The sequence below is a fragment of the Dictyobacter arantiisoli genome (assembly GCF_008326305.1).
GTDB classification, from domain to species: Bacteria; Chloroflexota; Ktedonobacteria; order Ktedonobacterales; family Ktedonobacteraceae; genus Dictyobacter; species Dictyobacter arantiisoli.
Map to the genome: position 1 here is coordinate 19329 of NZ_BIXY01000032.1, position 24271 is coordinate 43599.

Here is a 24271-nt window from a genome sequence, read left to right on the forward strand (position 1 = left end):
CGCAAGCAATAGCATAAAGATAGAGGAGATCAGCTCATGACGAACCTTCCAGACAAACCAGTCTATCTATATAACACCCTGACACGAACCAAAGATCTGTTTCAACCCCTGAATGCCCCCAATGTAGGCATTTATAACTGCGGCCCTACCGTCTATAAAGATATCCACATTGGCAATCTGCGCTCATTTACGACCACAGACTGGCTGCGGCGCGTCCTTGAGTATAATGGCTACAATGTAACGCTGGTGCGCAATATCACGGATGTCGGGCATTTACATGATAACGACGATACACGCGGTGGAGAGGATAAGCTGGAACATGAGGCACGTGAGACAGGACGTTCGGCCCAGGAAATCGCGGCCTTCTATACCAGACAGTATCTGGAAGATAGCGATGAGATGAATATCCTGCCACCCCACCAGGTGCCGCGCGCGACCGATCATATCCAGGAGATGATTGCGATTACAGAGCGCTTGATTGAAAATGGCCTGGCCTATGAGAGTGATGGAAATGTCTATTACGCGGTTAGTAAATTCGCTAATTATGGCGCGCTCTCTGGTAATACGGTAGAGAATCTGCGCTTGGGTGGACATGGGCGCGTGCAGATGGAGGTAGCCGAGGATAAACAGAACGCTGAGGATTTCGCGCTCTGGAAACATGGTGATGCAACCCGGCAGATGAATTGGGAGAGTCCCTGGGGAACTGGCTTCCCTGGCTGGCATATAGAGTGCTCCGCGATGGCGACCAAATACCTGGGCGAGCAGTTCGATATCCATACGGGCGGTATCGATCTGGTCTTCCCGCATCATGAGGACGAAATCGCGCAGAGCCAGGGTGCAACGGGTAAGCAACCGGTACGATACTGGGTGCATAACGAGTTTCTGGACTTCGGGAATAGCAAAATGTCCCGCTCGGTCGGCAATGTCTTGCTCCTCAAGAACCTGAAAGAGCGTGGAATTGAGCCGATGGCCTATCGCTATCTCTTGCTGACCGCTCACTATCGCTCGAAGCTCAATTTTACGGATGACTCGATCAATGCCGCTCAGAATGCCTTGAATAATCTGCGCTCTGATCTGGCCGAACTCCCGATCACCGAGGCACCTACCGCCTGGTCCACGGAAGCCCAGAAGTTCCATGCCGCCTTCCATGATGCAATCAATAACGATCTGGATTTCCCGACCGCGCTCAGTATCACCCGCGAGGCGGCCCGTACCAATAAGATCGAGCCTGCCGAACGCCGACATCTTGTGCTGGACTTTGATCGCGTGTTGGGACTGAAGCTCGATACGGTTGTTCCTAAAGCTCCAGTGACAATTGGCGAGGATGCGCAAGAGTTGGTACGTCAACGCGACGACGCCCGCGCTGCCCGCAACTGGAAAGAGTCTGATCGCCTGCGCGATGCCTTGAAGGATCTGGGCTTCGAAGTACGCGATACCCCACAGGGTACGCAACTGGTGTAGATACGTTGCCTGACAGACCAAATACCCATATAACGCAACTGGCATGTGGAATCGGATTGGGCTACAATACAAGACATGGATAGTTTGCGCTATCAAGCCGCTATCCATGCCTTGTAAGATAGTAGTGCCACTATTATCCTGGTGGTCTTTCTTCCAGTAAAGGAGAAGCGGATGGCATCCTGGTGGCAAAAGACACGCACCCAGACAGCCAATGTTACGGCGTTTGTGAATAGCAGTTTTGAGCTGGCCCGGCGGCGTGCTCCTGCCAGTAGCGGCACACAGCAACTGACTGGATTACATGCGACGGTCGAAGTGCTAACTGATCGCTTCGGTGTTCCCCATATTTATGCCCAGAATGATGACGATCTCTATTATGCGCAGGGCTATATCCACGCACAACAGCGCCTCTGGCAAATGGATCTCAATCGTCGCATTGGGAGCGGGCGCCTCTCAGAAATCTTCGGTGACGTGACGCTGAAAACCGATCGTTTCTGCCGCCGTCTTGGCATGCATCGCATCGCAGCTGCAGAAGTTTCCAAACTTAATCCCGAAGATCTGCGTATCGTAGAAGCTTATGTACGCGGTATCAACAGCTTTATTGAGCAGAACAGCAAGCAACTGCCGATTGAATTTACGCTACTGCGCTACCAGCCTGAAGCATGGAAGATCGCGGATGTGATCCAATGGGGGAAACTCCAGGCCTGGAGCCTGAGCGGCAATTGGGAATCCGAGTTGATCCGTGCGCGTCTGGTGGCGAAGCTGGGGGTAGAACGCACCGCGCAACTGGAAGCGGGCTACGATCCCCAACATCCATTGATTATCCCTTCGGGGGTTGCCTATCAGGGCACCAATCTGGGACTGCTCGAACAATATGAGCAGATCCGCAATCTGAGCGGTCTGGGTTCGCAGGGCGGCAGTAATAACTGGGTAGTGGATGGCAGTATGACACAGAGCGGCTCCCCTATCCTCTGTAATGATCCTCATCTGGAACAGACGACGCCCTCAATCTGGTTTGAGTGCCATCTGATTAGCGCTGATATGGATGTAAGTGGAGCCAGTTTTCCAGGTGCACCCGGTATCATTATTGGCCGTAATAAACATATCTCATGGGGCGTCACCAACGCCGTCTCAGATATTCAAGATCTGTATATTGAGAAATTCGATCCTGAACAACCGGGCCGCTACGAGTTCGCCGGACAATGGGAAGAAGCCCAGATCTTTCGCGAAGAGATCATCGTCAAAGGACAGGATACTCCCTGTATTGAAGAGGTGCGCGTCACCCGGCATGGTCCTATCATCACCTACATGCCATCCCTGGCACAATCCTTAGCAAACGCATTTGAAGCAGGTACAGTAGAACAGCCACTGGCGTTACGCTGGACAGCCTTTGATTCCAATACGATGTTAACCGCCATCCGCCAGTTGAATCGCGCCAGCAATTGGGATGAATTTCGGACTGCTTTGCACGATTGGGATGCGCCACCACAAAATATTGTCTACGCTGATACCACTGGCAATATCGGCTACATCATGGCAGGAGCCATCCCTATCCGTGAACAGGGGCAGGCCCTGCTTCCTGTCCCTGGCTGGACCGGCGCATATGAATGGACTGGACTGATCCCTTTCAATGAATTGCCCCAGAGCTATAATCCTGCCGAGCATTTTATTGTCACGGCCAACAATCGCGTTATCGACGATACGTATCCTTACTATATCAGCCACGAATGGGTGAATGGCTATCGTGCTCAACGCATCAAGGATCTGCTGGTCAGTAAGGAAAAGCTCACAGTGGATGACATGGGTGCTATTCAAAACGATCAATATGCGTTACCGGCGCAAGAAATCGTTCCAATGATCCTCAAGCTTGAGGCCACGACAGGCATCAAACGGGCCACCCATGAGATCTTGCAAGCCTGGGATTATCAGATCAAGACGGATAGCATCGGAGCCAGCCTCTATACCACCTTCTTGCGCACCCTGGAACGTATCGTCCTGGATGCTATCATCGGCGACGACGAAGAACTGCTTCAATATTATCAGGGAAAGAGCCAGGGTGCATTGGGTGATGCCAATGGCTATCGCAATCGAGATATTCCCTTGCTGATTCGCCTCCTGCGGAGACAGGATGATGCATGGTTTAGCCATTCAGCCCTTCCCAATGGACCTACCAGTTGGAAGATGGCACTTGAGCGCGCTTTTGATGCCACCATTGAGGGGCTCAGAGCCAAACTTGGCAACAATATCTTACGCTGGCAATATGGCCTGATCCATACCATGATCTACAGACATCCACTTGGAAATAACAAAGCTTTGGCAGCACGCTTCAACCGCGGTCCCTTCCAGGTTGGTGGCAATGGGGATACCGTCAATGTCAGCCATGCCACGCTCAATGATCCCACCAATGTTGTGGTCGTCGCCTCTTATCGCCAGATCATCGACATGCAGCCAAATGGTACCTCATGCGCGATCCATGCACCAGGCCAATCGGGACATCCAGCCAGTAAGCACTATGACGACTTCATCCCACTCTGGCTAGAAGGCACATCTCATCCCATGTATCGGGACCGAAAGGATATCATTACCAATAGTGAAGGGAAACTCATCTTAAATCCCAAGATTTTCTCAAGTTTTCCAGATCAAAAATTTACAAATCCATGATAGTTTATTGATGAATCATAAGTATACTGTGCATATGTAAGAAGCAAGAGTAAGTCACAGGCTCTGCTTCGCTTGAAAAGAGGCTTGTACATGCGAACGAGCCTCCTTCTTTTTGTCCATTTCTCACCAAATAGCATCAATGACATACTTGATGGCCTCTGATTTCTCGAGTCTTTCTCTATATTTTCGCGCCTTCAGCACCTGCTGATATCTCTACTATTGAAGCAAATATTCTTCTCAGTCCTATCAAATACAAAATCACCGCTGTTTGCTCTTGACAAGGAAATAACAGAAAGCTATACTGCTTATAGCAAATAGTTATGAGGATTATTATGAATCTAGCGGAGAAGATTAAACATTTACGTGAAGTCGAAGGGGAATTACGAGGGTTTAATCGCCCAATGACACAAATGGAAGTCGTCAAAACGATGCAGCAGGAACTGGGGGTGAGTATCAGTCAGGCATATCTTTCACAGCTTGAAAGCTCAAAGAGGGTTCATCTGACCGCCTCCAGCCGTGATCTGCTCTCGCGTTTCTTTAAAGTACATCCTGGTTATCTCGTGAGTGATCCACCCGATTTCAGTACGGATCTACAAACCGAAATGGGTCAGGATACTGATCGTCTGAGCACCTGGCTGATGGCAAGTGCATCCGAATGGCGCGCCGAACCAGTGTTACATGATCTGTTACAAATTCTCTCAGAAGTAGAAGAACCACGGCGCTATCTCGCCGCCTTTCGCACCTTTATGGAACTGTCAATTGAAGAACTCGATGCGATTATCGATGCACTAGATATGCAAGAAGAATACGAAGAAGACTAAAGAGACACAAAAATACCAGTACCTTTTTATCAATTGTATTTTCAGCCCGATGCGTCGTCTATACCATGTAGGAGATGCATAGAAAAGAAACTATCGCGCAGATAGTTGTTCTAGCCTCGGTTCTGAGGCTCGTTTATACCAGGCGCAGTTTCCTGGATCTGTATCTCTATTCAGTAACAAAGAAGGAAGGAAATGACTCAGAGACAGGGTAATGTCCACAGTCAACAAAGGTATACCCATCACTGGCACCGACGCCATCCGCTTCTCCAACATCATCCCGTGTTGGTTTCATTGACGCTGATTAGTGTTGCCATCCTCCTTGCTATCGTCAGTTATTCTGCTGATAGCTTATTTCCCGTTCTCGCTTTTATTGGAGCATCTCCCACCGTCCCAGGCTTGTTATTGGCCTGTGTGTTGGGGACCTGCGGCATCCTCACCAGTATCATCAACATCATTGAACATGTTGAGCATGGACGAGCATATGCTGTATTATCTCCAGAGGCAAAGGAGCAACGCTATGATCTTTGATCAACTCTCTTTACTGTTTATTACCTGTTTTCTCATCGGCCTTCTCTACCTGATTGTCACGGCCCTCTTTGGATCGATTGGTCATAGCCATAGCCTCGGTGGAGATCACCATGGCATCGCCCATCATATCCATGTGGATGGACCGGGACATCATGGCACCCATGCTGGCGCGCAGCACAGTGGCGGCAGTGGAAGACTCCATCTCCCGCTCTTGGCGTTTCTCAATCCAACCAGTATTGTGTTCTTCCTGATTGGATTTGGTTTCTTTGGTTATGCCATTCATATTACTACATCCTTTACCATACCAATTATATTAGCGCTATCTTGTGTGAGCGGCATTGTAGTCGCGTTTCTCCTCTTGATGCTGTTTGCTCGTATATTTGGGAATAGTGAAGCCGCCACGGTTCAAGACATCTCTGACCGTACCGGATTAATCGGCAAGGTCAGTATTACAATCCAGCCCGACGGCATTGGGGAAATCCTCTATCTCTCGCCGGGTGGTATGCGTAAGAGCATTCCCGCCCGTAGCATTGATGGTCGTCGACTTGAGCGTGAACAAGAAGTCGTGGTAGTCAACTATCAAAATGGCATCGCGGACGTTGACACCTGGGAGCATATCGTCAATCAGGAAAACGCGCTCTCATCGCTGTCATCCGAATCCGATGATCTCAGCACGCTACGAGCACTTCTCGAAGAGCCATCTAAAAATGATTCTGCATATGTTATGCCTAATGATACTCAAAAGGAGCATCTATAATGAGTTTGCTAGTTCTCATAGGAATCGGAGTGGTCGCCTTCTTACTGATTGTGACCATCATCGTCCGGGTCTATTCAAACCTCTTACGCAAGGTCGGACCTAACCAGGCCTTGATCGTCTATGGCAATGGTGGGACCGAGGTTGTGACCGGGGGTGCCAAACTGGTCATCCCAATGTTCAGCCGTGCCCAGGAGTTCTCGCTGGAATTAATGTCCTTTGATGTTGCTCCCCCACAGGCCCTCTATACAACCCAGGGCGTGGCAATGAACGTCGAAGCCGTGACACAGATCAAAGTACGTTCCGATGACGAGAGTATCCGTACCGCTGCCGAGCAGTTTTTGAGTAAAACGCAAGAGGACCGCGAGAATTTGATCCGTCTGGTGATGGAAGGTCATTTGCGCGGTATCGTCGGTCAGTTGACCGTCGAAGATCTGGTAAAAGATCCTGAGAGCGTCGGCGGCAAGATGCTGCGTACCGTGACACCAGATATGCAAAAGATGGGCCTGGAAGTCATCTCCTTCACCATCAAAGATGTCCGGGACGAGAATGACTATATCGTCAGCATGGGTCGTCCACAGATCGCGCAGATCCGTAAAGAGGCCGATATCGCCTCTGCTCTGGCCCAACGCGACACGCAAATTCAGCAGGCCAATGCCTCGCGTGAGTCTGCGGTAGCCCGCGCCAAAGCTGACCAAGAGCGTGTAAAAGCGGAAGCCGAGTCGATGGCCTTGCAGGCTGAGTCACAACGTAACCTGGCCTTGAAAAAAGCCACCTTCGATGGTGAAATCAAGAAGCAGCAAGCAACCGCCGACAAAGCCTATGATATCCAATCCAATATCACGCAACAGCAGGTGATCGAAGAAGCCATTCGTGTCACTGAGGTCGAGAAGAACGCTCAGATCAAAGTACAACAGGCTGAAATTCATCGCCGCGAATTAGAATTGGAAGCGACGATCCAGAAAGCCGCTGAAGCCGAGCGCCGCCGGATCGAAACGGTTGCCGGAGCCGAACGCCAGCGCTTAATCCTGGAAGCCCAGGGTCAAGCAGACGCTGCCAAAACACGTGGTACTGGTGAAGCAGATGCCAACCGTGCTCGTGGTCTTGCCGATGCCGATATCATTCGTGCGCGTGGTCTGGCGGAAGCAGAAGTTATTCGTGCCAAAGGTGAAGCAGAAGCGGATGCCATGAAAGTCAAGGCCGCTGCGTTCCACGAATACAACCAGGCTGCGGTATTGGATAAGTTGCTGACAGGTATGCCTGAAATGGTTCGTGCTATTGCTGAGCCACTCAGTAAAGTGGACAAAGTCACTATCGTCTCTACTGGCGGTGATGGCAACCACAATGGTGTTGGAGCCAGTCGTCTCACTGGTGATGTCATGAACATGGTCGCACAGGTACCAGCGCTGTTCGAACTACTCAGCGGCGCTAATATCGGTGAGCTCATGAACAATGTCCCTGCCTTGAAGAAAAATGAGCAGGAGAAAGCCAGTCAGAACGGTGCCACCGTCAATGGAACTGGAACCGTTGAGCCCCCCACTCAAAAAATGTAGTATCATAAAAGAGTAGGATCATACTGCTGGTCCTACTCTCCACTCATAACCATCAAAACTAGCACAGAACTTACGGAGTAAAGCCCATGAATTTGTTGGAACGCGTACTCACACTGCTACGAGCCAACCTCAATAGCGTTGCCGAAAAATCCGATAATCCTGAAAAGGCGTTACGGCAACTCCAGCTTGATATGCGTAACCAACTGGTACAGGTGAAGACAGAGGTTGCTAAGGCCATCGCTGAAAACCATGTGCTACAAAAACGTGGGCAGGCCAAGAAAGTGGAAGCAGATACGTGGCTCAAAAAAGCTGAACAGGCAGTGCATGAACAAAACGACAATAGTGCACGGCAGGCGCTTGCCCAATATAATGCCCTCAATAAGATCTATCGCCGCTATCAACAGCAGAGAAAAGAACAAGAACAGCTGATCATGACATTGCGTGCAGCCCTACAACGGCTCGAAGCTAAGATAGATGAGGCTGAGACAACGATTGAATTATTGGAAACACGCAAACGCAACGCATTGATTCAACAACGTGTCTATGAAGCCCTCCAAAAAACGGATAGCCAGAAGCAGGATTTCACAACCCAGACCATGGAGACATCCCAGACAGCCGAAGCACAGACACTCGCCAATCTCCAACCGTATAACAAGAACAGCACCGTAAAGCCACTACAGAGTGATCATGCCATTGAAAAACAACTCCGCTCGATGAAACGCCAGCAAAATGGGGCATCAGAACCACTCAACCAGCAGCAGGAAAACTATCGACCACACACGGGACCACTCGCTCCACAGACACAGATACCGACAAACAACGAGTTAACCACAACTCGCAGGCGTCTCCGCCCCCAGAGCAGAAATATGCAGCAGCCAGTCGAGCCATCGACTGACGCAGATCTGGATCTTGAATATCTGAAAAAACTGCTGGATACGCGACAACCTCAGGATTCATAGGCAAACTGAACACCAACGCTGTATACAGTGCAAACTGCTACTATCAGTCAATGCCGACTAGTGTGAGAAATAGAGTGCCAGCAGGACCACTACGACTATCGCGATGATGCCACCCACGATAATCGAAAACATCTTATTTGGGCTCTCTTCTTCTGTGGACTCAATCTGATCATGATTCATAGTATGCTCCAGCCTTTCAACTCTCAAATCTTGCTAAGACACACGATTACACGCTAACGCAAAGCAGCACTAATTGATTCATCAACATTTGCCATTACTTCCAGGCATTCGGTTGGATTGGCTTCACGGGTTGTAATCAGGACCTGAAAAGCTTTGTTTTCATTGCCAACCATACGCAGCAATAGATGACGTTTCGCACTGGTAATTACAATCGTCTCCTGCTCCCCCCACTCAGCTTGATCAAGAGCAGCGGCAGAGACACTTCTTTGAATGGTACTAAAAGAACGACAGATTTTAGACACATCGATATCATCGATAGCTACCTGCGCAATCGGCTGACCATCCACAGTAACGACAGCGGCGGCAACAAAACCGGATATCGAATAACCCAATGTTTGCAATGCAGAAACGAGAGAAGCATAGTTCCGTCGTGCGGCCTGCTGGGCCCGCAAAATGCCAGAGGATAACTGTGCATTGCTCTCCTGTAAATCGCTCTCCGGCGCTTTAGGCTGAGCTTGCTCTAGACGTGTCTGATGTACAGGCGGCATTTGACTGCTATTTTGATTGGCATAGAGTGAAGGCAATGGACCAGAAACACCAGGTTGCTTGCTCTGGCTCATCTCTTTTGGAAACTTGATATGAGGAGATGAGCCCCATTCGGCAGAGGAGGGCCGCAACAGATTTGTCTCTGGAAATGCGCTCTCAGGATATTGATTCGTCTGGACAAATTGATTCTCTTGCGACTCTGGTAGCTGTCCCTTTGAAGCAGCCCAATCGCCCCTGTTTGACTCAATTTTTGGCGTGCTGGGTAGCGCATGCATGGCGCTCGATGATATTCCCGCTATAGGAGCAGGTGCAGGTGCAGGTGCAGAGGGAGATGGTGGTACAATGGCACGCTGCGATGAGGTGGGTTGATCTGTTAACCAGCCCGGCAATGCGGGTGCAGGAGCAGAGTTCTGCGCAGAAACCTCTCCCATACGCTGCAACAACTCATTCAAGGCATTTCCATCCATCGCCATAGTTGGGGCGGCAGAAGCATCCTCGAATCCGCTCTGGCCGGGATGGCTGGCCGATCCATTGCCATTCACCTGTGCGAAGTGGCTGGTACTCTCCCACCATTCTTTTTCGCGCCCGGGATGAGAGATGTCGATATTGGGTAGTGCGTTGTTCATTCCCATATCCATATTTGGAGCCGGTGACAGATCAGGCTGATATTCGGTCAGGACCGCAAAAGGGGTATCATCGATCTCGCCCGGCGAAAAAGGAACTGGTGCGCTACGGATAGTTTCCATTTCGCCACTGTATTGCGGCTGATTGGCATATTTTGTACGATATTGTAGGGCCTGAAAGATCAAGCGTGAGAGCGGTTGCGTCACATTCGCCACGCCCTGTTGCTCATTCCACGGTTGCTGAATCACGGTTCCATTTTTATGGGCGGCCAGTGCAAAAAATGCCTCTTCCCCACGGAGAACCCCATATTCAGCCCAGGTTAATTCTCCATTCTGGAAACAGAGAACGCCACGCTCCTCTAGACCAGTATTGATCAGCAAGGTAATACTTTTGCGACTCATGGTAATAATCTGGATTACATCCAGCAAATCGAATGAATCCAGGCTAGCGGAAAAGCCAGTTTGCTGTAACAGGCGTCGTAGTTCTTCTTTCAGCAAACGAACATCTAATGGCTTCTCAAAATAGCTGACGGCCCCACTTTCTAGAGCCTGCATACGTAGCGCAACGGCATCGCCCTCACCCAGCATAATCATACGGGTCGTGGGGCGATATGCGCGCAACCATTGAAGCAGTTCAAAGCCATCAGAGCCAGGTGTCTTCAAGTCGCAAATCACCACATCATACTCTTCAGACCAGAGGGCACGCACAGCATCCGCCCCACTCAACGCCCCTTGTACAACGTAGCCATCTTTGCGAAGAGCGTTGACTAAATTCTGGTTGAGAGCATCCTCACCCGCAACCACAACAATGCGCCAGACATCAGACATTATTACTACCACCTGAAACAGATTTTGATCCTGGATCACTCTTGTATAGCGAAAGATTTATTGTGACGGCCATCGACTATACCGCCCAGATATATTGCCTTAGATATGATTATAATCAATACACAGTTGTTTAATAAATAATCAAAATGAGCGCACTTCACCACTGTTTCCCGCGCTAAAAATGAGAACGATTCTGGTTAAATTCGGCAATGCTTCGAAGAAGTGTATCACGCTACCGTAGGTATGGCAAGATAGATAGGGATCAGGTACCAGGCAACGTGAGAAGCACATTTGTAGCACCCCGATGGAACGTGCTATACTCCACACAGCAAGCGGTACCCTGCCGCACAAAAGTCGTAGTACTTCTGTTCGCGCAACCACGGGCACCTACTCATAATAGAGAAGGAGCATTCTTAATAATGACTTCACCAATAAATCCACAAGATATTGGAAAACAAAAAGCTGGCGCGGCCGCCGCAGAACTCATCAAAGAGGGTATGGTGATTGGCCTGGGTACAGGTTCAACTGCTAAACGCCTGATTGAAGCGCTAGGCGAACGCGTGAAAAATGGACTGCATATTGTCGGAGCCGTTCCCAGTTCAGATGAGACCGCTGCCTATGCCGCTCAATATAATATTCCAATCACAAATCTGGATGAACATCCTGAGTTGGATATCTATATCGATGGTGCCGATGAGATTGATCCACAATTGCGCCTGATCAAGGGCGCGGGTGGGGCCTTGCTACGGGAAAAGATTGTAGCTACCGCTGCGAAACGCTTTGTCGTGATTGCCGACCCATCCAAAAAAGTTGAGCAATTGGGACATAAATATCCATTGCCCGTCGAGGTTGTGCCGCTGGCCGTGACTCCGGTCAAAAATCGGCTCGCCAGGCTGGGAGCACAGGTAGCGATCAGAGAACGCAACGGGCAAAAATTTTATACCGATAGTCACAATCTGGTTATTGACTGTACCTTTCCCGAAGGTATCACTGATCCCACCGCACTCGATGCCACCATCCATAGCATCCCCGGTGTCATCGAGACAGGACTCTTTATCAATCTGGCCAAACAGATCATCATTGGAAAACCAGACGGGGTTGAGATCTATCCCCAATAGCTGCTAGCAAAAGAAAGAGAGAGTTATTCAGCTATGCACATAGTTCGCACTGTTCAAGCAATGAAGCATGAACGCGCACAATGGACCGGTTCTGTTGGTTTGATACCGACAATGGGCTATCTGCATGAGGGCCATCTCTCCCTGGTGCGTCAGGCCCGGGCGGAACAGGAACATATCGCCGTCAGTATTTTTGTCAATCCAACCCAATTTGGTCCACATGAGGATCTCTCCAGCTATCCCAGGGATGTTGAACACGATCTGCAACTGCTCGAAACTCTGGGGGTAGATAGCGTCTTTCTTCCTACTGCCGCTGAAATGTATCCCTCTGGATTTTCTACTTTTGTTAATCCAGAGGGGACTGTGGCGGAAGAGATTGAAGGGGCGGCGCGTACAGGACATTTTCGTGGTGTCGCAACCATTGTATTGAAACTATTTCATATTATTCAGCCGCAGCAGGCGTACTTCGGACAGAAGGATGCACAACAGGTCGCCATTATCCAGCGTATGATTGCTGATCTGAATGTACCCGTCGAATTACGTGTACAGCCTACAATCCGTGAGCAGGATGGACTTGCGATGAGCAGTCGCAACAGCTATCTTGATCCCATTGCCAGGAAACAGGCAACAATTGTGTATCGAGCCCTACAAGCCGCGCAAGCCGTGTTTAATCCCCAATCACCACCGAGCGCGCAAGCTGCCATCCAGGCCGCCCGGCAAGTCATTGCCAGCGAGCCAGCAGCTCAACTGGACTACATAGAAATCCGTAATCCTGACAACTTCCAGCCTCTTGAGATCTTACGCGCCCCGGCCCTCCTCTTGATCGCTGTACGCCTGGGCAACACACGCTTGATTGATAATTTTGTGTTACACCCCGATGGCACATGGGATAGCGGCCAGATCCAATCCCATTCATCAACACAGCAATAAAATCAGGCACCAACATATACATAATATAGATTGTTTACTCACTATTTACTATCCAGTGTGTGTATATCCAGATTACCCCAAGCGCTAAATGATATACCAAGTACAAAGAGAGAAGAAAAAAACAATGCGCGATAAAGTAACAATTCCAGCTATTAAAGCTCGCAAACATGGTCCAAAGCTCACAATGGTCACAGCCTATGATGCTCCAATGGCCCGCATCGTTGATCAGGCAGACATCGATATGATACTCGTTGGTGACTCGCTGGCAACGACAGTACTGGGACAGACAGATACGCTTGCCGCGACCGTTGATATCATGATTCATCATAGTGCGTCGGTCGCTCGGGCCAATCCTCGCGCTCTGATTGTCACCGATATGCCGTGGCTGAGCTACCATGTCTCGCGTGAAGAAACGATCCGCAATGCCGGACGCCTGATACGTGAGGGCAAGGCGGAAGCGCTCAAGTTGGAGGGTGGACGTAAACGCCTCCCGATGATCGAGGCGATCCTGGCAGCTGAGATTCCGGTCATGGGACATCTGGGACTCACTCCTCAATCGTTTCATGCTATGGGTGGCTATCGTGTCCAGGGAAAAGATCTGGAGGCGGCGCGCGAATTGATTGCGGATGCGAAGGCGCTAGCACAAGCAGGTGCCTTTGCCCTGGTCCTAGAGGGCATCCCTGATGTGCTAGCAGAGATCATAACGCAAGAAATCGCTATTCCAACCATTGGCATTGGCGCGGGCGTACACTGCGATGGGCAGGTGCTTGTCTTCCATGATGTGCTGAGCTTTAATCCCGATCCCACTGGCAAGCAGGCAAAATTTGTACGCCAGTACGCCCAATTAGCGGAACTGGCAACCACAGCGCTTCAACAATATAGTGCCGATGTACAGGCTGGAACCTTTCCTGCCGACAATGAAACGTATCATACCAATGCTGAAGTGGCTCGCACATTGCGTGTAGCGATTAACAATCCACAACACGAGCAGTAAGACATCCAGAATGAATTTTAGCGGAGTAGCAAACAAGAGGAAAGGCGAGTACAAGCATGGCAACGATTATTTATGACGCGGATGTGAACGCCGAACTAATCCGCCAGAAGCGGATTGCGATTATTGGCTATGGCAGCCAGGGACACGCCCATGCACTCAATCTGCGCGATAGTGGCTGTGATGTGCTGATAGGCTTGCCAGAGACCAGTAAGAGTCGTATAAGGGCAAGTAAAGATGGCTGGACACCAGTTTTACCAGCCGAAGCGGCAGTTCAGGCGGATGTTATCATGCTCCTGGTGCCGGATCAATATCAGGGACAGGTCTATCAGGAGAGTATCAAAGAACATCTTACGGCGGGCAAATTGCTGCTGGTAGCGCATGGCTTCAGTCTTCAATATCATCAGATCGAGCCACCTGATACGGTCGATGTTGCCATGGTTGCGCCCAATGGCCCGGGCGCGCAGCTACGGTATATGTATAGCCTTGGAAAAGGCATTCCCGCGCTCTGGACTATCTGTCAGGATGTCACCGGGCAGGCCAGAACATTGACACTGTCCTATGCTCACGCTTTGGGCTGTACCCGCGTTGGCGTCATCCAGACCACGCTCTCCGAAGAGACCGAGACGGATCTGTTTGCCGAACAGGTAGTTCTCTGTGGTGGCCTCACCTCGCTGATCCGCACGGCCTTTGAGACACTGGTCGAAGCTGGTTATCAACCAGAGGTAGCCTATACCTGCTGCTTACAGGAAGTCAAACTTATTGCGGACCTCCTCTATCAAGGAGGTATTCATTTTATGCACAACTCGATCAGTGATACCGCCGAATATGGAGACTATATGACAGGGCCGCGTATTATCGATGAGCATACACGAGAAAATATGCGCACAGCACTCCATGCTATTCAGAACGGTAGCTTTGCGCGCCAATGGATCACGGAAAATCAGGCTGGTCGTCCAGCCCTTGAGGCGATGCGACGACAAGATGCCAACCATGCAATTGAAGAGATAGGCAAACGAATGCGTCAGATGTAATTGTAGCATTTGCTGTAAGGATCTGTTATGGGTCTCTGTCTTTTAGGATGAAAGCGAGGACGGAGCGCGAGGTGTCCTCGCAATGATTCCCTTCCCCCATCACCCGGAAGGATAAAGAGCCTCTATTATTCTATAGTCAGTTTGGCCGAAAAAGCACAATTACCATTATATGTAATAACGCCAGGTCAGGTAGTTTCCTGTGTCGTACAAAAAATGAACCGGGCTCATTTTTTGTACGACACAGGAAACTTTTTTGGGTTTCACAAGTGTGGAAAGTCATAGTGGACGATTACAAGAAGGAAACACAGCCAATTTATTTAAAGTGCAACAAAGTAACAGCATAAAACGTCTAATCTACTAGCAACAGCAAACCAATAAACTCATACATACTCTTGAATATTTATACTTAAAAGCTCTCTCCAAAGATTATCGCTGTGACAGAGCTAAAAAATCAGGCATTATGATATGTCTGGATACATAGAGAGGCTCAGGGATATGCTGATAAAAAAGAGGCGGCCTTGGCGCACGTTATCACTCATGCTATACATTGGCGTCTTTGTGATTGTATTTCTACCTGGCTTATTTTTACCCGCATCCGTCGCGGCAAAATCATCTCACAATACCAGTAAGGGCCCCAGTATTCTCAAAGTCAGTATGGGCTTTGATGGTACATATGAAGATGGCAACTGGGTACCTATTCAAATTGCGCTCGCCAATAGCGGGAGTGATTTCACTGGGAAAATAGCGGTCAGCGTGCCAAATACCCCCCTCAATGGCATCAATAATATGACGATGACCGATACCTATCAAGAGAATATTAATCTTCCCCCTGGATCGCAAAAACAAGTTTCGCTCTCAGTCCCATTGAATCTTAGCTTGCAAGGTGCAACAGCCCAGATCTCTGTAGATCTACTGGATAGCGCTGGTCATAACGTGGTCCATAAAACGCTCAGTCCCATGTTCATCAATACTAATCTCACACTGGTCGGGGTCTTATCTGATACACCGAATAACTTCAACCAGCTTAATCTGGCGCTCTCCTCCCTTTTCAGCACGCAGGCACAGACAAAGAATCTGACAGCCGCTACGATGCCGACACAGGCCGCCGTACTGAATAACTTTAATCTAATCGTCATCGATAATTACACGACCGCCAATCTAAGCCAGAGTCAGCTAAATGCTCTGCAAAGCTGGGTCAATCAGGGAGGAAACCTGATCGTCACGGGTGGGCCCGAATGGAAACGGACTCTGAGCAAGCTGCCGTCCAGTCTCTTGCCAGTCAGTATCAATGGCACTGGCAACCTATCTGCGGGTACCCATCTGCTTCCAGTTAATGCCTATAGCAATGCGAACCAGGCTCCGCAGGACACGCTGTCAGCAACACTAGCGGTCAGTCAGGGAAAGACAGCGGCGAATAGTACGACCCTGCTGGCAGCGGGACAAACACCCCTGATAACCCAAAAGATCCTGGGACAGGGGACCACCTACTATCTCGCCTACGATCCTACCCTTGAACCACTGGCAAGTTGGTCAAAGACCAGTCAGATCTGGTCCAGCATCCTCTATCGAGCGTTGGGAGATCGCTCTATCGCTAATACCGCAAATTCCAATGCTGGACCGGTCACACAATGGCAAACAAGCAGCTATGATAGCTCATCACTCATTACCTTGTTGCAAAGTTTCTTTCCTAACGCCTATCCTTCCGTCTGGTTAGTGTTAGTACTCTTACTCAGCTATGTCCTGATATTGGGGCCAATTCGTTTACTGATCATTCGCGTCTTGAAACGAAAAAACTGGAGTTGGCGCATCGCCCTGACGACGATCGCCGCCTTTACTCTCCTGAGCTATGGCCTGGCCCTGCAACAAAAAGGATCAGCCATTATCAATAGCAGTATTACCGTCGTGCAACTGAATACACCTGATCAAAAAGGAAACACGGTCGGACAGGTGACAACATTCGTGGGGGTTTTTGTACCCAGTCAGGGAGACTTTCAAGTCCATGTGCCCGGTTCGGAACTGGTCCAATCCGCGCAACAGAATAACTACAACTATAGCTATAATCCGTCGCGGACCAATACCAATCAGCAATCCACCTTTACGCAAGGAAACAATAGCACAGATGTCGATCTACAGGGGGTGGATATCTGGACGACACGTACACTGGTCGCGCAACATGATTATCAAACAACTGGTGGCATTACCTCACAACTACAACTACACCAGAACAGCGTGAGTGGCACCGTTACCAATACATTGCCCTATGCCCTGACCGATACCTTTGTCATCCTGGGCAATAATTATGTAGCCCTGGGCGATTTACCTGCCAATGCCACCAAACAGGTCTCGCTCAAGCTCACCAGTAACAGCAGCACTAATAATACCAGGATGTCGGGAAGCAGTCTGACAATTGCGGATCAGATCGCTAATAGTCGAGGTCTCTCCGCCAGCGGCAATATGGGGCCTTATTATTCTAATGCTCCTGGCAGTCAGTTGCAAGATATGCAACATCGCCACGCGTTGATGCTTGAAGCAATGAGCGGGGGAACGTGTGATAACAATAATAATTGCTATCATCAAAATATGCCCAATGTGCCAATCATGAATAAGAATGGCATAATTGTCAAACGCATGGTTGGTGCCACCACTTCCAGTAACCGCGATCCACTCCTGCTGCCAGGCACAACAGCAACAATTATCGGCTGGGCGCAAAACACTGGCAGGCATGATGAAGCAGTCACCGTAAATGGTCAGATTACCAATGGGTCACAGGAAACGCTCGTACAAGCCCCATTGAACGTGAACTATATTGGTGCAGTACAAATCCCTTCCAGCGCTATCAATAGTCAGGTTGTGCACCTGGAACAAGGCAGTTCTGGTAGTATTCAAGAACCCGCTCCTGGCTATTATATGCTGAGCAATGGCAGTATGACGATTGAATATAGCATGTCAGGCACCACAAAACTACAAAATAGTAGCCTGGCATTTAGCTCATCAAATAATGCCATCAATATGATCACGAGTTCCAATGGCATCAATGCGGGTGCGACGACCAATATTAATCGCGTGCAAACGTATCTCTACAACTGGCGCACAAAAACCTGGGACCCGATTTCGTTCAGTGAGTATGCCTGTACCGTTTCATCGGCCCAGGACTATATAGGACCAGATGGCCGTGTACTATTACACCTCAGCAATCACGATGGCAACGCGATTTTTGACAAGCCAGCCTTAGAAATACAAGGGACTGTCACCCACTAGAGAGGGGCCTTATGCAATCGAGTGCACTATCAGCTACTCCGGCGGAAACGATAGAACCGCTGATAAAAATTCAAAATGTTTCCAAACGATATCATACAACCAACGCCCTTAATGATATTAATCTGGACATACCTCGTGGCTCCATTTATGGCTTGATTGGTCCTAATGGCGCGGGTAAAACTACCTTGATGCGGATTCTGGCGGCGCTTCTCACGCCCTCGTCTGGACAGGTCTGGTTTGATCAGCAAGAGGTTAGCACAATGCCCGGCATCATTCAACGCAAGGTTGGCTATATGCCAGACTTCTTTGGTGTGTATCCTGACCTGACCTCGGCAGAATATCTGGAATTCTACGCGGGCATTCATGGCATCCCACGTCAGAAACGAGCGGGCATCATCAACGATCTCTTGGAATTGGTTGAGCTAACATCCAAACGCGATGCACTGGTCGAAACGCTCTCGCGTGGTATGAAGCAGCGTCTCTGTCTGGCACGTGCCCTGGTCCATGATCCAGAGATTCTCCTGTTGGACGAACCGGCATCAGGGCTGGACCCACGCGCCCGTGTGGAACTGCGCGAATTAGTACGTACTCTCCAGGAACTGGGAAAAACCATCATCATTAGCTCACATATCCTGCTTGAACTGGCGGAGATGTGCAGTGATATCGCGATTTTGCAGAACGGTCAACTCATCATCGCGGGCAATGTCGAACAGGTGACACGCCAGTTAGGAGGCGAACGTCAGGTAGAAATTCGCCTGCTGGATAACACACGCGTTACAGAGACAATTGAATATCTTAAACAGCGCACTGAGGTTCATGCGGTGACGAACAACGAAGATACCCTCATTCAAGCGGATATCGAAGGGGATGATCAGGCATTGCATCAGGTGTTAATCGATCTGATCACGCAAGGTTTTCCAGTCGTCTCCTTCGCGCCCCGCTCAGGTGGCGGACGACTTGAAGAGGTCTTTTTACATATTACGGAAAGGGGCAATCAGGAATAATGTTTATAGCGCTCCTGATTAAAGAGATGCGCCTGCGGATGAGGCGTGAGCGTACTATCTGGCTGATTGTGGCTTATATCCTGCTCTTAGGTCTCCTGGGCTGGATGTATATCAGTCTGATCAATACAAATTCAAACAATGGTGCTAGCTGGGGTAGCATTGGTAGCGGCCTCTATACCATACTCTTAATTGTACAACTCTTTCTAATTCTCTTTATCACCCCTGCCTTTACGGCTACCGCAATCAATGGAGAGAAAGAACGCCAGACCTTTGATTTACTGCTCTGCTCGCGCCTCTCATCAACCTCACTGATTATTGGAAAATTGCTGGCAGGGCTGATCAATGCCCTGTTGCTGATCGCAGCCTCCATACCGATTTTCAGTCTGGTCTTTTTCTTTGGTGGTGTCTCACCATTACAGGCTGCTGGAGCGCTCCTACTCTCTGTCCTGACGGCAATCTTCATTGCCAGTCTGGGCATTTGCTGCTCAACCCTGGTTGCCCGCCCGGCGCTTTCAACTGCCATCACCTATATGCTCATTCTGCTCTGGCTGGGGCTACCGCTACTACTCGCGATTATCGCGCCCAGCACGCTCAATAGAACCGTCACTATATCTGGAAACACACCAACGCTTCAACCTCCTATCTATTTTATCTGGCATCCGATTATTGCTATTTTAAATACCTATAATCCGGTGACGCTTACACAATCTTCACAATACACCTGGGGAGCAATTTCTTTGAGCTATTGGGAAACATATAGCATTCTGACGGTTATCACGACGGCTGTATTCTTGCTGATCAGCATCTGGCGCGTGAAACCACGCTCCTCTCGACTGTACAGAAGACTCCGTTCTCAACCAAAAAGCAAGCTATCAGGTTCCAATAGTCAAGAAACGCCGGCTTCGGCTACAGCGTAATGACACAAGAGAGTAACAAATGGAGCGAACCATCTGTATCATAAGCAATGCATCAACAGTGAGATGGTTGTGTTACAAGAAAGGCTGATAAATGGCAACAGTATTACCATCACACACAGCGCCCGGTGCCCGGGAATCCCGTGCAGGTGGAAAACTTGCCACAGCGCTTTATCCCTGGCGGCGGCGTATCTGGTTACAGCAAATCGTGTCCTGGGGAACTGCGGGACTCCTGATAGGAATTTTCGTAGCCTGCCTGCTATTGGTAATCTCACGTTTTATCCCCTGGGCAACTGCATATTACTGGGCAGGTGCCAGTGGATTGGGATGTCTGCTACTGGCCCTGGCCCTGGCTATCTGGCTACGCCCATCTCTGGATGCGACTGCTCGCAACGTGGATGAACGCCTCGCCTTGCACAATCGCATGGGAACAGCCTGGGAGTTACGCGAGCAACGTTCAGTACTGGCAGGCTTGCAACGCAAGGACGCTTTAAAACATCTCAGCGCCAGTCAACCAGCCCACATCATCTCACTTCGTCTCAGTCGCTTTACCACAGGCATCCTGATCATATTGCTGCTGGTACTGGCGGCGCTCATCTATGCGCCCAATCCTATGACTGGCATTTTAAAACAGCAAGCAGCCATTCAGGCACAGGTCGCCAAACAGATCAGTGTTATCGATAAACTAAAGCAAACAATAGATCAGCAACCCTCTCTAACTCAGGATCAAAAACAAAAGATTGATCAGGTCTTACAAAATCTTAAATCACAACTCCAACAGGCAAAAAATCCGACTGAAGCACAGCAAGCTCTCTCAGAGGCACAGGCCAAACTGAACCAACTGCAAAATCCGCAGGCCAGCAATCGCAATCAAGCGCGCAACGCAGCCGGACAGGCCCTGCAAAGTAGTAATAATGCCGCTGTCAAAGCAACTGGACAGGCCCTGAGCAATGGAGATAGCAAAAGTTTAGCCCAGGCGCTTCAAAATCTGCAAAAACAAGCCAGTAGTATGTCGCCTGAGCAACGTAAACAGCTCTCACAAGAGATAGAAAACGCCGCCAATCAGGCCAGCAAAGACACTAGCCAGAGCTCAGCACTGCATCAACTGGCAAAATCGCTCGCCAGTGGTAATGCCAGCGAAACTGCCGATGCATCCAAAGCGGTCAGTAATGCTAACAGTCAGGCTGCCAGCGATCAAGCGGGAGCAAACGCCATCAATCAATCCACACAGAGCCTGCAAAACGCCGCCAATAACCTGGCCGCTTCCACCGACAATAGCACCGGTCAAAATCAGGCCAATCAAGGTCAGCAAGGTCAGCAAGGCCAACAAGGTCAGCAAGGTCAGCAAGGTCAGCAAGGCCAACAAGGTCAACAAGGTCAACAAGGTCAACAAGGTCAACAAGGTCAGCAAGATCAGCAAGGTCAGCAAGGTCAGCAAGGTCAGCAAGGTCAACAAGGTCAGCAAGGTCAACAAGGTCAACAAGGTCAGCAAGGTCAACAAGGTCAGCAAGGTCAACAAGGTCAGCAAGGTCAACAAGGTCAGCAAGGTCAACAAGGTCAGCAAGGTCAACAAGGTCAGCAAGGTCAGCAAGGTCAGCAAGGTCAGCAAGGTCAACAGGGGGGACAAGGGCAAGGCAAAGGGCAGGGTCAGCAGGGTGGTCAGGGGCAAGGTCAGGGTCAGGGTCAGGGGCAAGGTGGGAGCGGTGGTACAAGTGGGAGCAATGGCTCTGGCAATCACAAAGATGATCCGGTTTATGTCCAGGGGCAAACTGGACAGGGTTCCAGTACCCAGAGCGCAGATAATAATACTGGTACCGTACAACCGGGTTCGGATGTGCCCTATTCACAGGTCATTGAGCAATACAATCAGAAAGCACATGATGCCATCGATAACAGTAACGTGGCACCCAATGTTAAAGATTTAGTGCATGACTATTTTAATTCACTAGAAGGACAAAAGTAAGACATGGCACATGCAAGTGATAACACGGTCAATCCATACGATGATTCGCAAATCGATCTCCATCTACCAGCCTATGAATACCCTCAGCAAACAATACAGGATCAGGTGACGCCTGTACAAAAGAGTGCCACACCGACAAAAGCCAAAACGAATACGGTTCCGGCACAGGCATCTGTAGCCTCACCTGTTCAATCCACGCCAGATACCACAACAGAGCCCGGCGAGGAAGATGTGACACAGTTTATCGAAGTGACACAACAGCTTGAACAGGAACTGTGTAGAATTGTCGTCGGGCAGGATCGGGTGATCCGAGAGCTACTTCTGGCGATGCTGGCAGGCGGACATGCTCTGCTGGAAGGTGTACCGGGATTAGGGAAGACGCTCCTGGTACGTACCCTCTCGGATGCTCTGGCCCTCAAATTTGCCCGTATCCAGTTTACGCCCGATCTGATGCCTGCCGATATTGTGGGCACCAATATCGTCACGGAACAAAATGAAGTCGGGACATCGGGTAGCAAACGTGGCTTTAGCTTTCAGCCCGGCCCAATCTTTGCGAATATCGTGCTGGCAGACGAGATCAATCGCGCTACACCTAAAACGCAATCCGCGCTACTTGAAGGGATGCAGGAGCGTACCGTTAGTGTGGGTGATCGCACGCGGCCCTTACCACAACCTTTCTTTGTACTGGCAACTCAGAATCCTCTGGAAATGGAAGGCACTTATACGCTCCCAGAAGCTCAGCTTGATCGCTTCCTACTAAAAATCATGGTCACATTCCCAAAGGCCGAGGATCTGATGCGCATTATTGATACAACGGTCGGGACACAGGTATTGCGAGCCCACGAAGTGACCAACGGTGAACAACTGGCACATATGATCAATGTTGCCCGCGCAGTACCCATTGCCACATCCGTTAAAGAATACGCCGTGCGCTTGCTCCTGGCGACGCATCCTGATCAGGAGGATGCCCCTGAAAAGGTCCGGCAGTATGTTCGCTATGGAGGAAGCCCACGCGGCCTGCAAGCCTTGATCAGTACCGCAAAAGTACGTGCGCTCCTGGAAGGTCGCTACAATGTCTCGCGTGAAGATATTAAAGCAGTTGCCTATCCCGCCCTGCGCCATCGTATGGTACTGAACTTTGATGGCCTGGCGGATAACATTAGTACGGAGCATTTGATCGAGACGATTATCAATGAGTTGGATGCCGACTAGCACGAGAAAGAGAAATCATGCCAGATACTGAAAAAGCACGTTTTCCTTTAGATGCCCGGGTTCTTCAACGTCTTGATAATATCGCCCTGCTCACACGTCATCCCATGGCGACAGGACGACAGGGACGCCGCCGCTCACCACAGGCAGGATCATCTATGGAATTCGCCGATTATCGACGCTATGCGGCGGGCGATGACTTCCGGCGTATCGATTGGCGAGCCTTCGCCCGCCTGGAACGCCTCTTCCTGCGTGTCTTTGAGGCAGAAGAGAATATCACAGTCACGATTCTTATCGATTGCTCGGCATCGATGCAACAGGGAACGCCCGAGAAGGCCCAACTGGCAATGGCAGTCGCGGCAGCCCTCTCCTATATCGCGCTGAAGTGTGAGGATAGCGTGATGGTGGGTGCACTGACGGATCGTCTCAGTGCCTATCGTAAGATCAGTGGTGGTAAAAATGCCATCTGGAACGTCGGTGAATTTCTCACCCATCTACCACGTTCTGGTACAACCGATCTCAACCGGGCCCTCTATGATGTAGGACGTGTTGTGAGCACACCCGGCCTGACGATTATCATCTCAGATTTTTTGACGGCGCAGGGCTATCAAACAGGCGTGCGAGCGATCCGACAGCTACGGCAGGAAATAGCGCTCCTCCAGATACTTGCACCGGATGAGCTTGATCCACAGATCCAGGGTGACTGGCGTTTAAAAGATAGCGAGGGAAATAACAGTGTTGAGGTTAGCGCATCCTCAAACATACTGCAAAGCTATCGCGACCGTCTGGGGCGCTTCACCACAGAACTGGCCGCCTTTGCCCATACCAATATGGGCACCTATACCCTGATTGCCAGTGACATGGATATCATTGACGTTGTACAGCGCCTATTGCGACAGGTCGAACTGGTTCGCTAACAGGATAAGGATAGAGAGTAAAAGA

Annotated in this window: 19 protein-coding genes; 17 read left to right on the forward strand and 2 right to left on the reverse strand. The window is 49.9% G+C overall.

Annotated elements, in window-relative coordinates; translation table 11 throughout:
* The first annotated feature begins 36 nt into the window (after positions 1–36).
* The 7 genes from cysS (at position 37) to F1593_RS12210 (ending at position 8734) form a co-directional block, all read left to right on the forward strand.
* A complete protein-coding gene (gene cysS / locus F1593_RS12180) occupies positions 37–1461 on the forward strand; it encodes a cysteine--tRNA ligase (protein WP_149401839.1) in 1425 nt (474 codons plus the stop codon).
* 171 nt (positions 1462–1632) lie between these two features.
* Positions 1633–4119 (forward strand): penicillin acylase family protein, encoded by a 2487-nt coding sequence (locus F1593_RS12185; protein ID WP_149401840.1) that lies wholly within the window; start codon positions 1633–1635, stop codon positions 4117–4119.
* Positions 4120–4451: 332 nt separating this feature from the next.
* Positions 4452–4940, forward strand: coding sequence for a transcriptional regulator (locus F1593_RS12190; protein ID WP_149401841.1), 489 nt, complete (start codon positions 4452–4454; stop codon positions 4938–4940).
* Between the two features lie 192 nt (positions 4941–5132).
* Positions 5133–5468, forward strand: coding sequence for a hypothetical protein (locus F1593_RS12195; RefSeq protein WP_149401842.1), 336 nt, complete (start codon positions 5133–5135; stop codon positions 5466–5468).
* Positions 5458–6225, forward strand: a complete 768-nt coding sequence (locus F1593_RS12200; RefSeq protein ID WP_149401843.1) for an NfeD C-terminal domain-containing protein — start codon at positions 5458–5460, stop codon at positions 6223–6225. The genes F1593_RS12195 and F1593_RS12200 overlap by 11 nt, the downstream gene beginning before the upstream one ends.
* Positions 6225–7775 (forward strand): SPFH domain-containing protein, encoded by a 1551-nt coding sequence (locus F1593_RS12205; protein WP_172632074.1) that lies wholly within the window; start codon positions 6225–6227, stop codon positions 7773–7775. Before F1593_RS12200 ends, F1593_RS12205 begins: the two co-directional genes overlap by 1 nt.
* An 86-nt stretch (positions 7776–7861) precedes the next feature.
* On the forward strand, positions 7862–8734 hold the full coding sequence (locus F1593_RS12210; protein ID WP_149401845.1) for a PspA/IM30 family protein: 873 nt from the start codon (positions 7862–7864) through the stop codon (positions 8732–8734).
* Between the two features lie 57 nt (positions 8735–8791).
* Here F1593_RS12210 and F1593_RS29615 read toward each other — a convergent pair whose 3' ends face one another.
* Positions 8792–8914, reverse strand: coding sequence for a hypothetical protein (locus tag F1593_RS29615; protein ID WP_268907045.1), 123 nt, complete (start codon positions 8912–8914; stop codon positions 8792–8794).
* 53 nt (positions 8915–8967) lie between these two features.
* Complete coding sequence (locus F1593_RS12215) at positions 8968–10911, reverse strand: response regulator (RefSeq protein WP_149401846.1); 1944 nt, start codon at positions 10909–10911, stop codon at positions 8968–8970.
* A 419-nt stretch (positions 10912–11330) separates the two neighbouring features.
* On the opposite strand from F1593_RS12215, the gene rpiA reads away from it, so the two are divergent.
* The 10 genes from rpiA to F1593_RS12265 all read left to right on the forward strand — a co-directional run bounded on the left by rpiA (position 11331) and on the right by F1593_RS12265 (position 24246).
* Complete coding sequence (rpiA, locus tag F1593_RS12220; RefSeq protein ID WP_149401847.1) at positions 11331–12029, forward strand: ribose-5-phosphate isomerase RpiA; 699 nt, start codon at positions 11331–11333, stop codon at positions 12027–12029.
* A gap of 33 nt (positions 12030–12062) precedes the next feature.
* Entirely contained in the window at positions 12063–12956 is an 894-nt protein-coding gene (panC, locus tag F1593_RS12225; RefSeq protein ID WP_149401848.1) for a pantoate--beta-alanine ligase, read from the forward strand.
* Between the two features lie 124 nt (positions 12957–13080).
* Positions 13081–13950 carry a 3-methyl-2-oxobutanoate hydroxymethyltransferase gene (gene panB, locus F1593_RS12230; protein WP_149401849.1) on the forward strand — a complete coding sequence of 290 codons (870 nt, stop codon included), beginning with the start codon at positions 13081–13083 and terminating at the stop codon, positions 13948–13950.
* 56 nt (positions 13951–14006) lie between these two features.
* Positions 14007–14981, forward strand: coding sequence for a ketol-acid reductoisomerase (gene ilvC / locus F1593_RS12235; protein WP_149401850.1), 975 nt, complete (start codon positions 14007–14009; stop codon positions 14979–14981).
* Positions 14982–15518: 537 nt separating this feature from the next.
* On the forward strand, positions 15519–18239 hold the full coding sequence (locus F1593_RS12240; protein WP_149401851.1) for a DUF8815 domain-containing protein: 2721 nt from the start codon (positions 15519–15521) through the stop codon (positions 18237–18239).
* 11 nt (positions 18240–18250) lie between these two features.
* The gene (locus F1593_RS12245) at positions 18251–19243 is read left to right on the forward strand and encodes an ABC transporter ATP-binding protein (RefSeq protein WP_216368854.1); all 993 of its coding nucleotides are present in this window, start codon (positions 18251–18253) and stop codon (positions 19241–19243) included.
* Positions 19243–20160 carry an ABC transporter permease gene (locus tag F1593_RS12250; protein WP_149401852.1) on the forward strand — a complete coding sequence of 306 codons (918 nt, stop codon included), beginning with the start codon at positions 19243–19245 and terminating at the stop codon, positions 20158–20160. Before F1593_RS12245 ends, F1593_RS12250 begins: the two co-directional genes overlap by 1 nt.
* A gap of 91 nt (positions 20161–20251) precedes the next feature.
* Positions 20252–22120 (forward strand): DUF8809 domain-containing protein, encoded by a 1869-nt coding sequence (locus tag F1593_RS12255; RefSeq protein WP_216368855.1) that lies wholly within the window; start codon positions 20252–20254, stop codon positions 22118–22120.
* Positions 22121–22123: 3 nt separating this feature from the next.
* Entirely contained in the window at positions 22124–23332 is a 1209-nt protein-coding gene (locus F1593_RS12260) for an AAA family ATPase (protein WP_149401853.1), read from the forward strand.
* Between the two features lie 17 nt (positions 23333–23349).
* On the forward strand, positions 23350–24246 hold the full coding sequence (locus F1593_RS12265; protein ID WP_149401854.1) for a DUF58 domain-containing protein: 897 nt from the start codon (positions 23350–23352) through the stop codon (positions 24244–24246).
* The last annotated feature ends 25 nt before the right edge of the window (positions 24247–24271 follow it).

Bases quoted from the DNA above. Each gene is read 5' to 3' on its own strand.
- ilvC (WP_149401850.1), top strand. From the start codon at position 14,007: ATGGCAACGATTATTTATGACGCGGATGTGAACGCCGAACTAATCCGC.
- F1593_RS12255 (WP_216368855.1), top strand. From the start codon at position 20,252: ATGGCAACAGTATTACCATCACACACAGCGCCCGGTGCCCGGGAATCC.
- F1593_RS12215 (WP_149401846.1), bottom strand. From the start codon at position 10,911: ATGTCTGATGTCTGGCGCATTGTTGTGGTTGCGGGTGAGGATGCTCTC.
- F1593_RS12195 (WP_149401842.1), top strand. From the start codon at position 5,133: ATGACTCAGAGACAGGGTAATGTCCACAGTCAACAAAGGTATACCCAT.
- panC (WP_149401848.1), top strand. From the start codon at position 12,063: ATGCACATAGTTCGCACTGTTCAAGCAATGAAGCATGAACGCGCACAA.
- F1593_RS29615 (WP_268907045.1), bottom strand. From the start codon at position 8,914: ATGAATCATGATCAGATTGAGTCCACAGAAGAAGAGAGCCCAAATAAG.
- F1593_RS12250 (WP_149401852.1), top strand. From the start codon at position 19,243: ATGTTTATAGCGCTCCTGATTAAAGAGATGCGCCTGCGGATGAGGCGT.
- F1593_RS12265 (WP_149401854.1), top strand. From the start codon at position 23,350: ATGCCAGATACTGAAAAAGCACGTTTTCCTTTAGATGCCCGGGTTCTT.
- rpiA (WP_149401847.1), top strand. From the start codon at position 11,331: ATGACTTCACCAATAAATCCACAAGATATTGGAAAACAAAAAGCTGGC.
- F1593_RS12190 (WP_149401841.1), top strand. From the start codon at position 4,452: ATGAATCTAGCGGAGAAGATTAAACATTTACGTGAAGTCGAAGGGGAA.
- F1593_RS12210 (WP_149401845.1), top strand. From the start codon at position 7,862: ATGAATTTGTTGGAACGCGTACTCACACTGCTACGAGCCAACCTCAAT.
- F1593_RS12240 (WP_149401851.1), top strand. From the start codon at position 15,519: ATGCTATACATTGGCGTCTTTGTGATTGTATTTCTACCTGGCTTATTT.
- panB (WP_149401849.1), top strand. From the start codon at position 13,081: ATGCGCGATAAAGTAACAATTCCAGCTATTAAAGCTCGCAAACATGGT.
- F1593_RS12205 (WP_172632074.1), top strand. From the start codon at position 6,225: ATGAGTTTGCTAGTTCTCATAGGAATCGGAGTGGTCGCCTTCTTACTG.
- F1593_RS12245 (WP_216368854.1), top strand. From the start codon at position 18,251: ATGCAATCGAGTGCACTATCAGCTACTCCGGCGGAAACGATAGAACCG.
- F1593_RS12200 (WP_149401843.1), top strand. From the start codon at position 5,458: ATGATCTTTGATCAACTCTCTTTACTGTTTATTACCTGTTTTCTCATC.
- cysS (WP_149401839.1), top strand. From the start codon at position 37: ATGACGAACCTTCCAGACAAACCAGTCTATCTATATAACACCCTGACA.
- F1593_RS12260 (WP_149401853.1), top strand. From the start codon at position 22,124: ATGGCACATGCAAGTGATAACACGGTCAATCCATACGATGATTCGCAA.
- F1593_RS12185 (WP_149401840.1), top strand. From the start codon at position 1,633: ATGGCATCCTGGTGGCAAAAGACACGCACCCAGACAGCCAATGTTACG.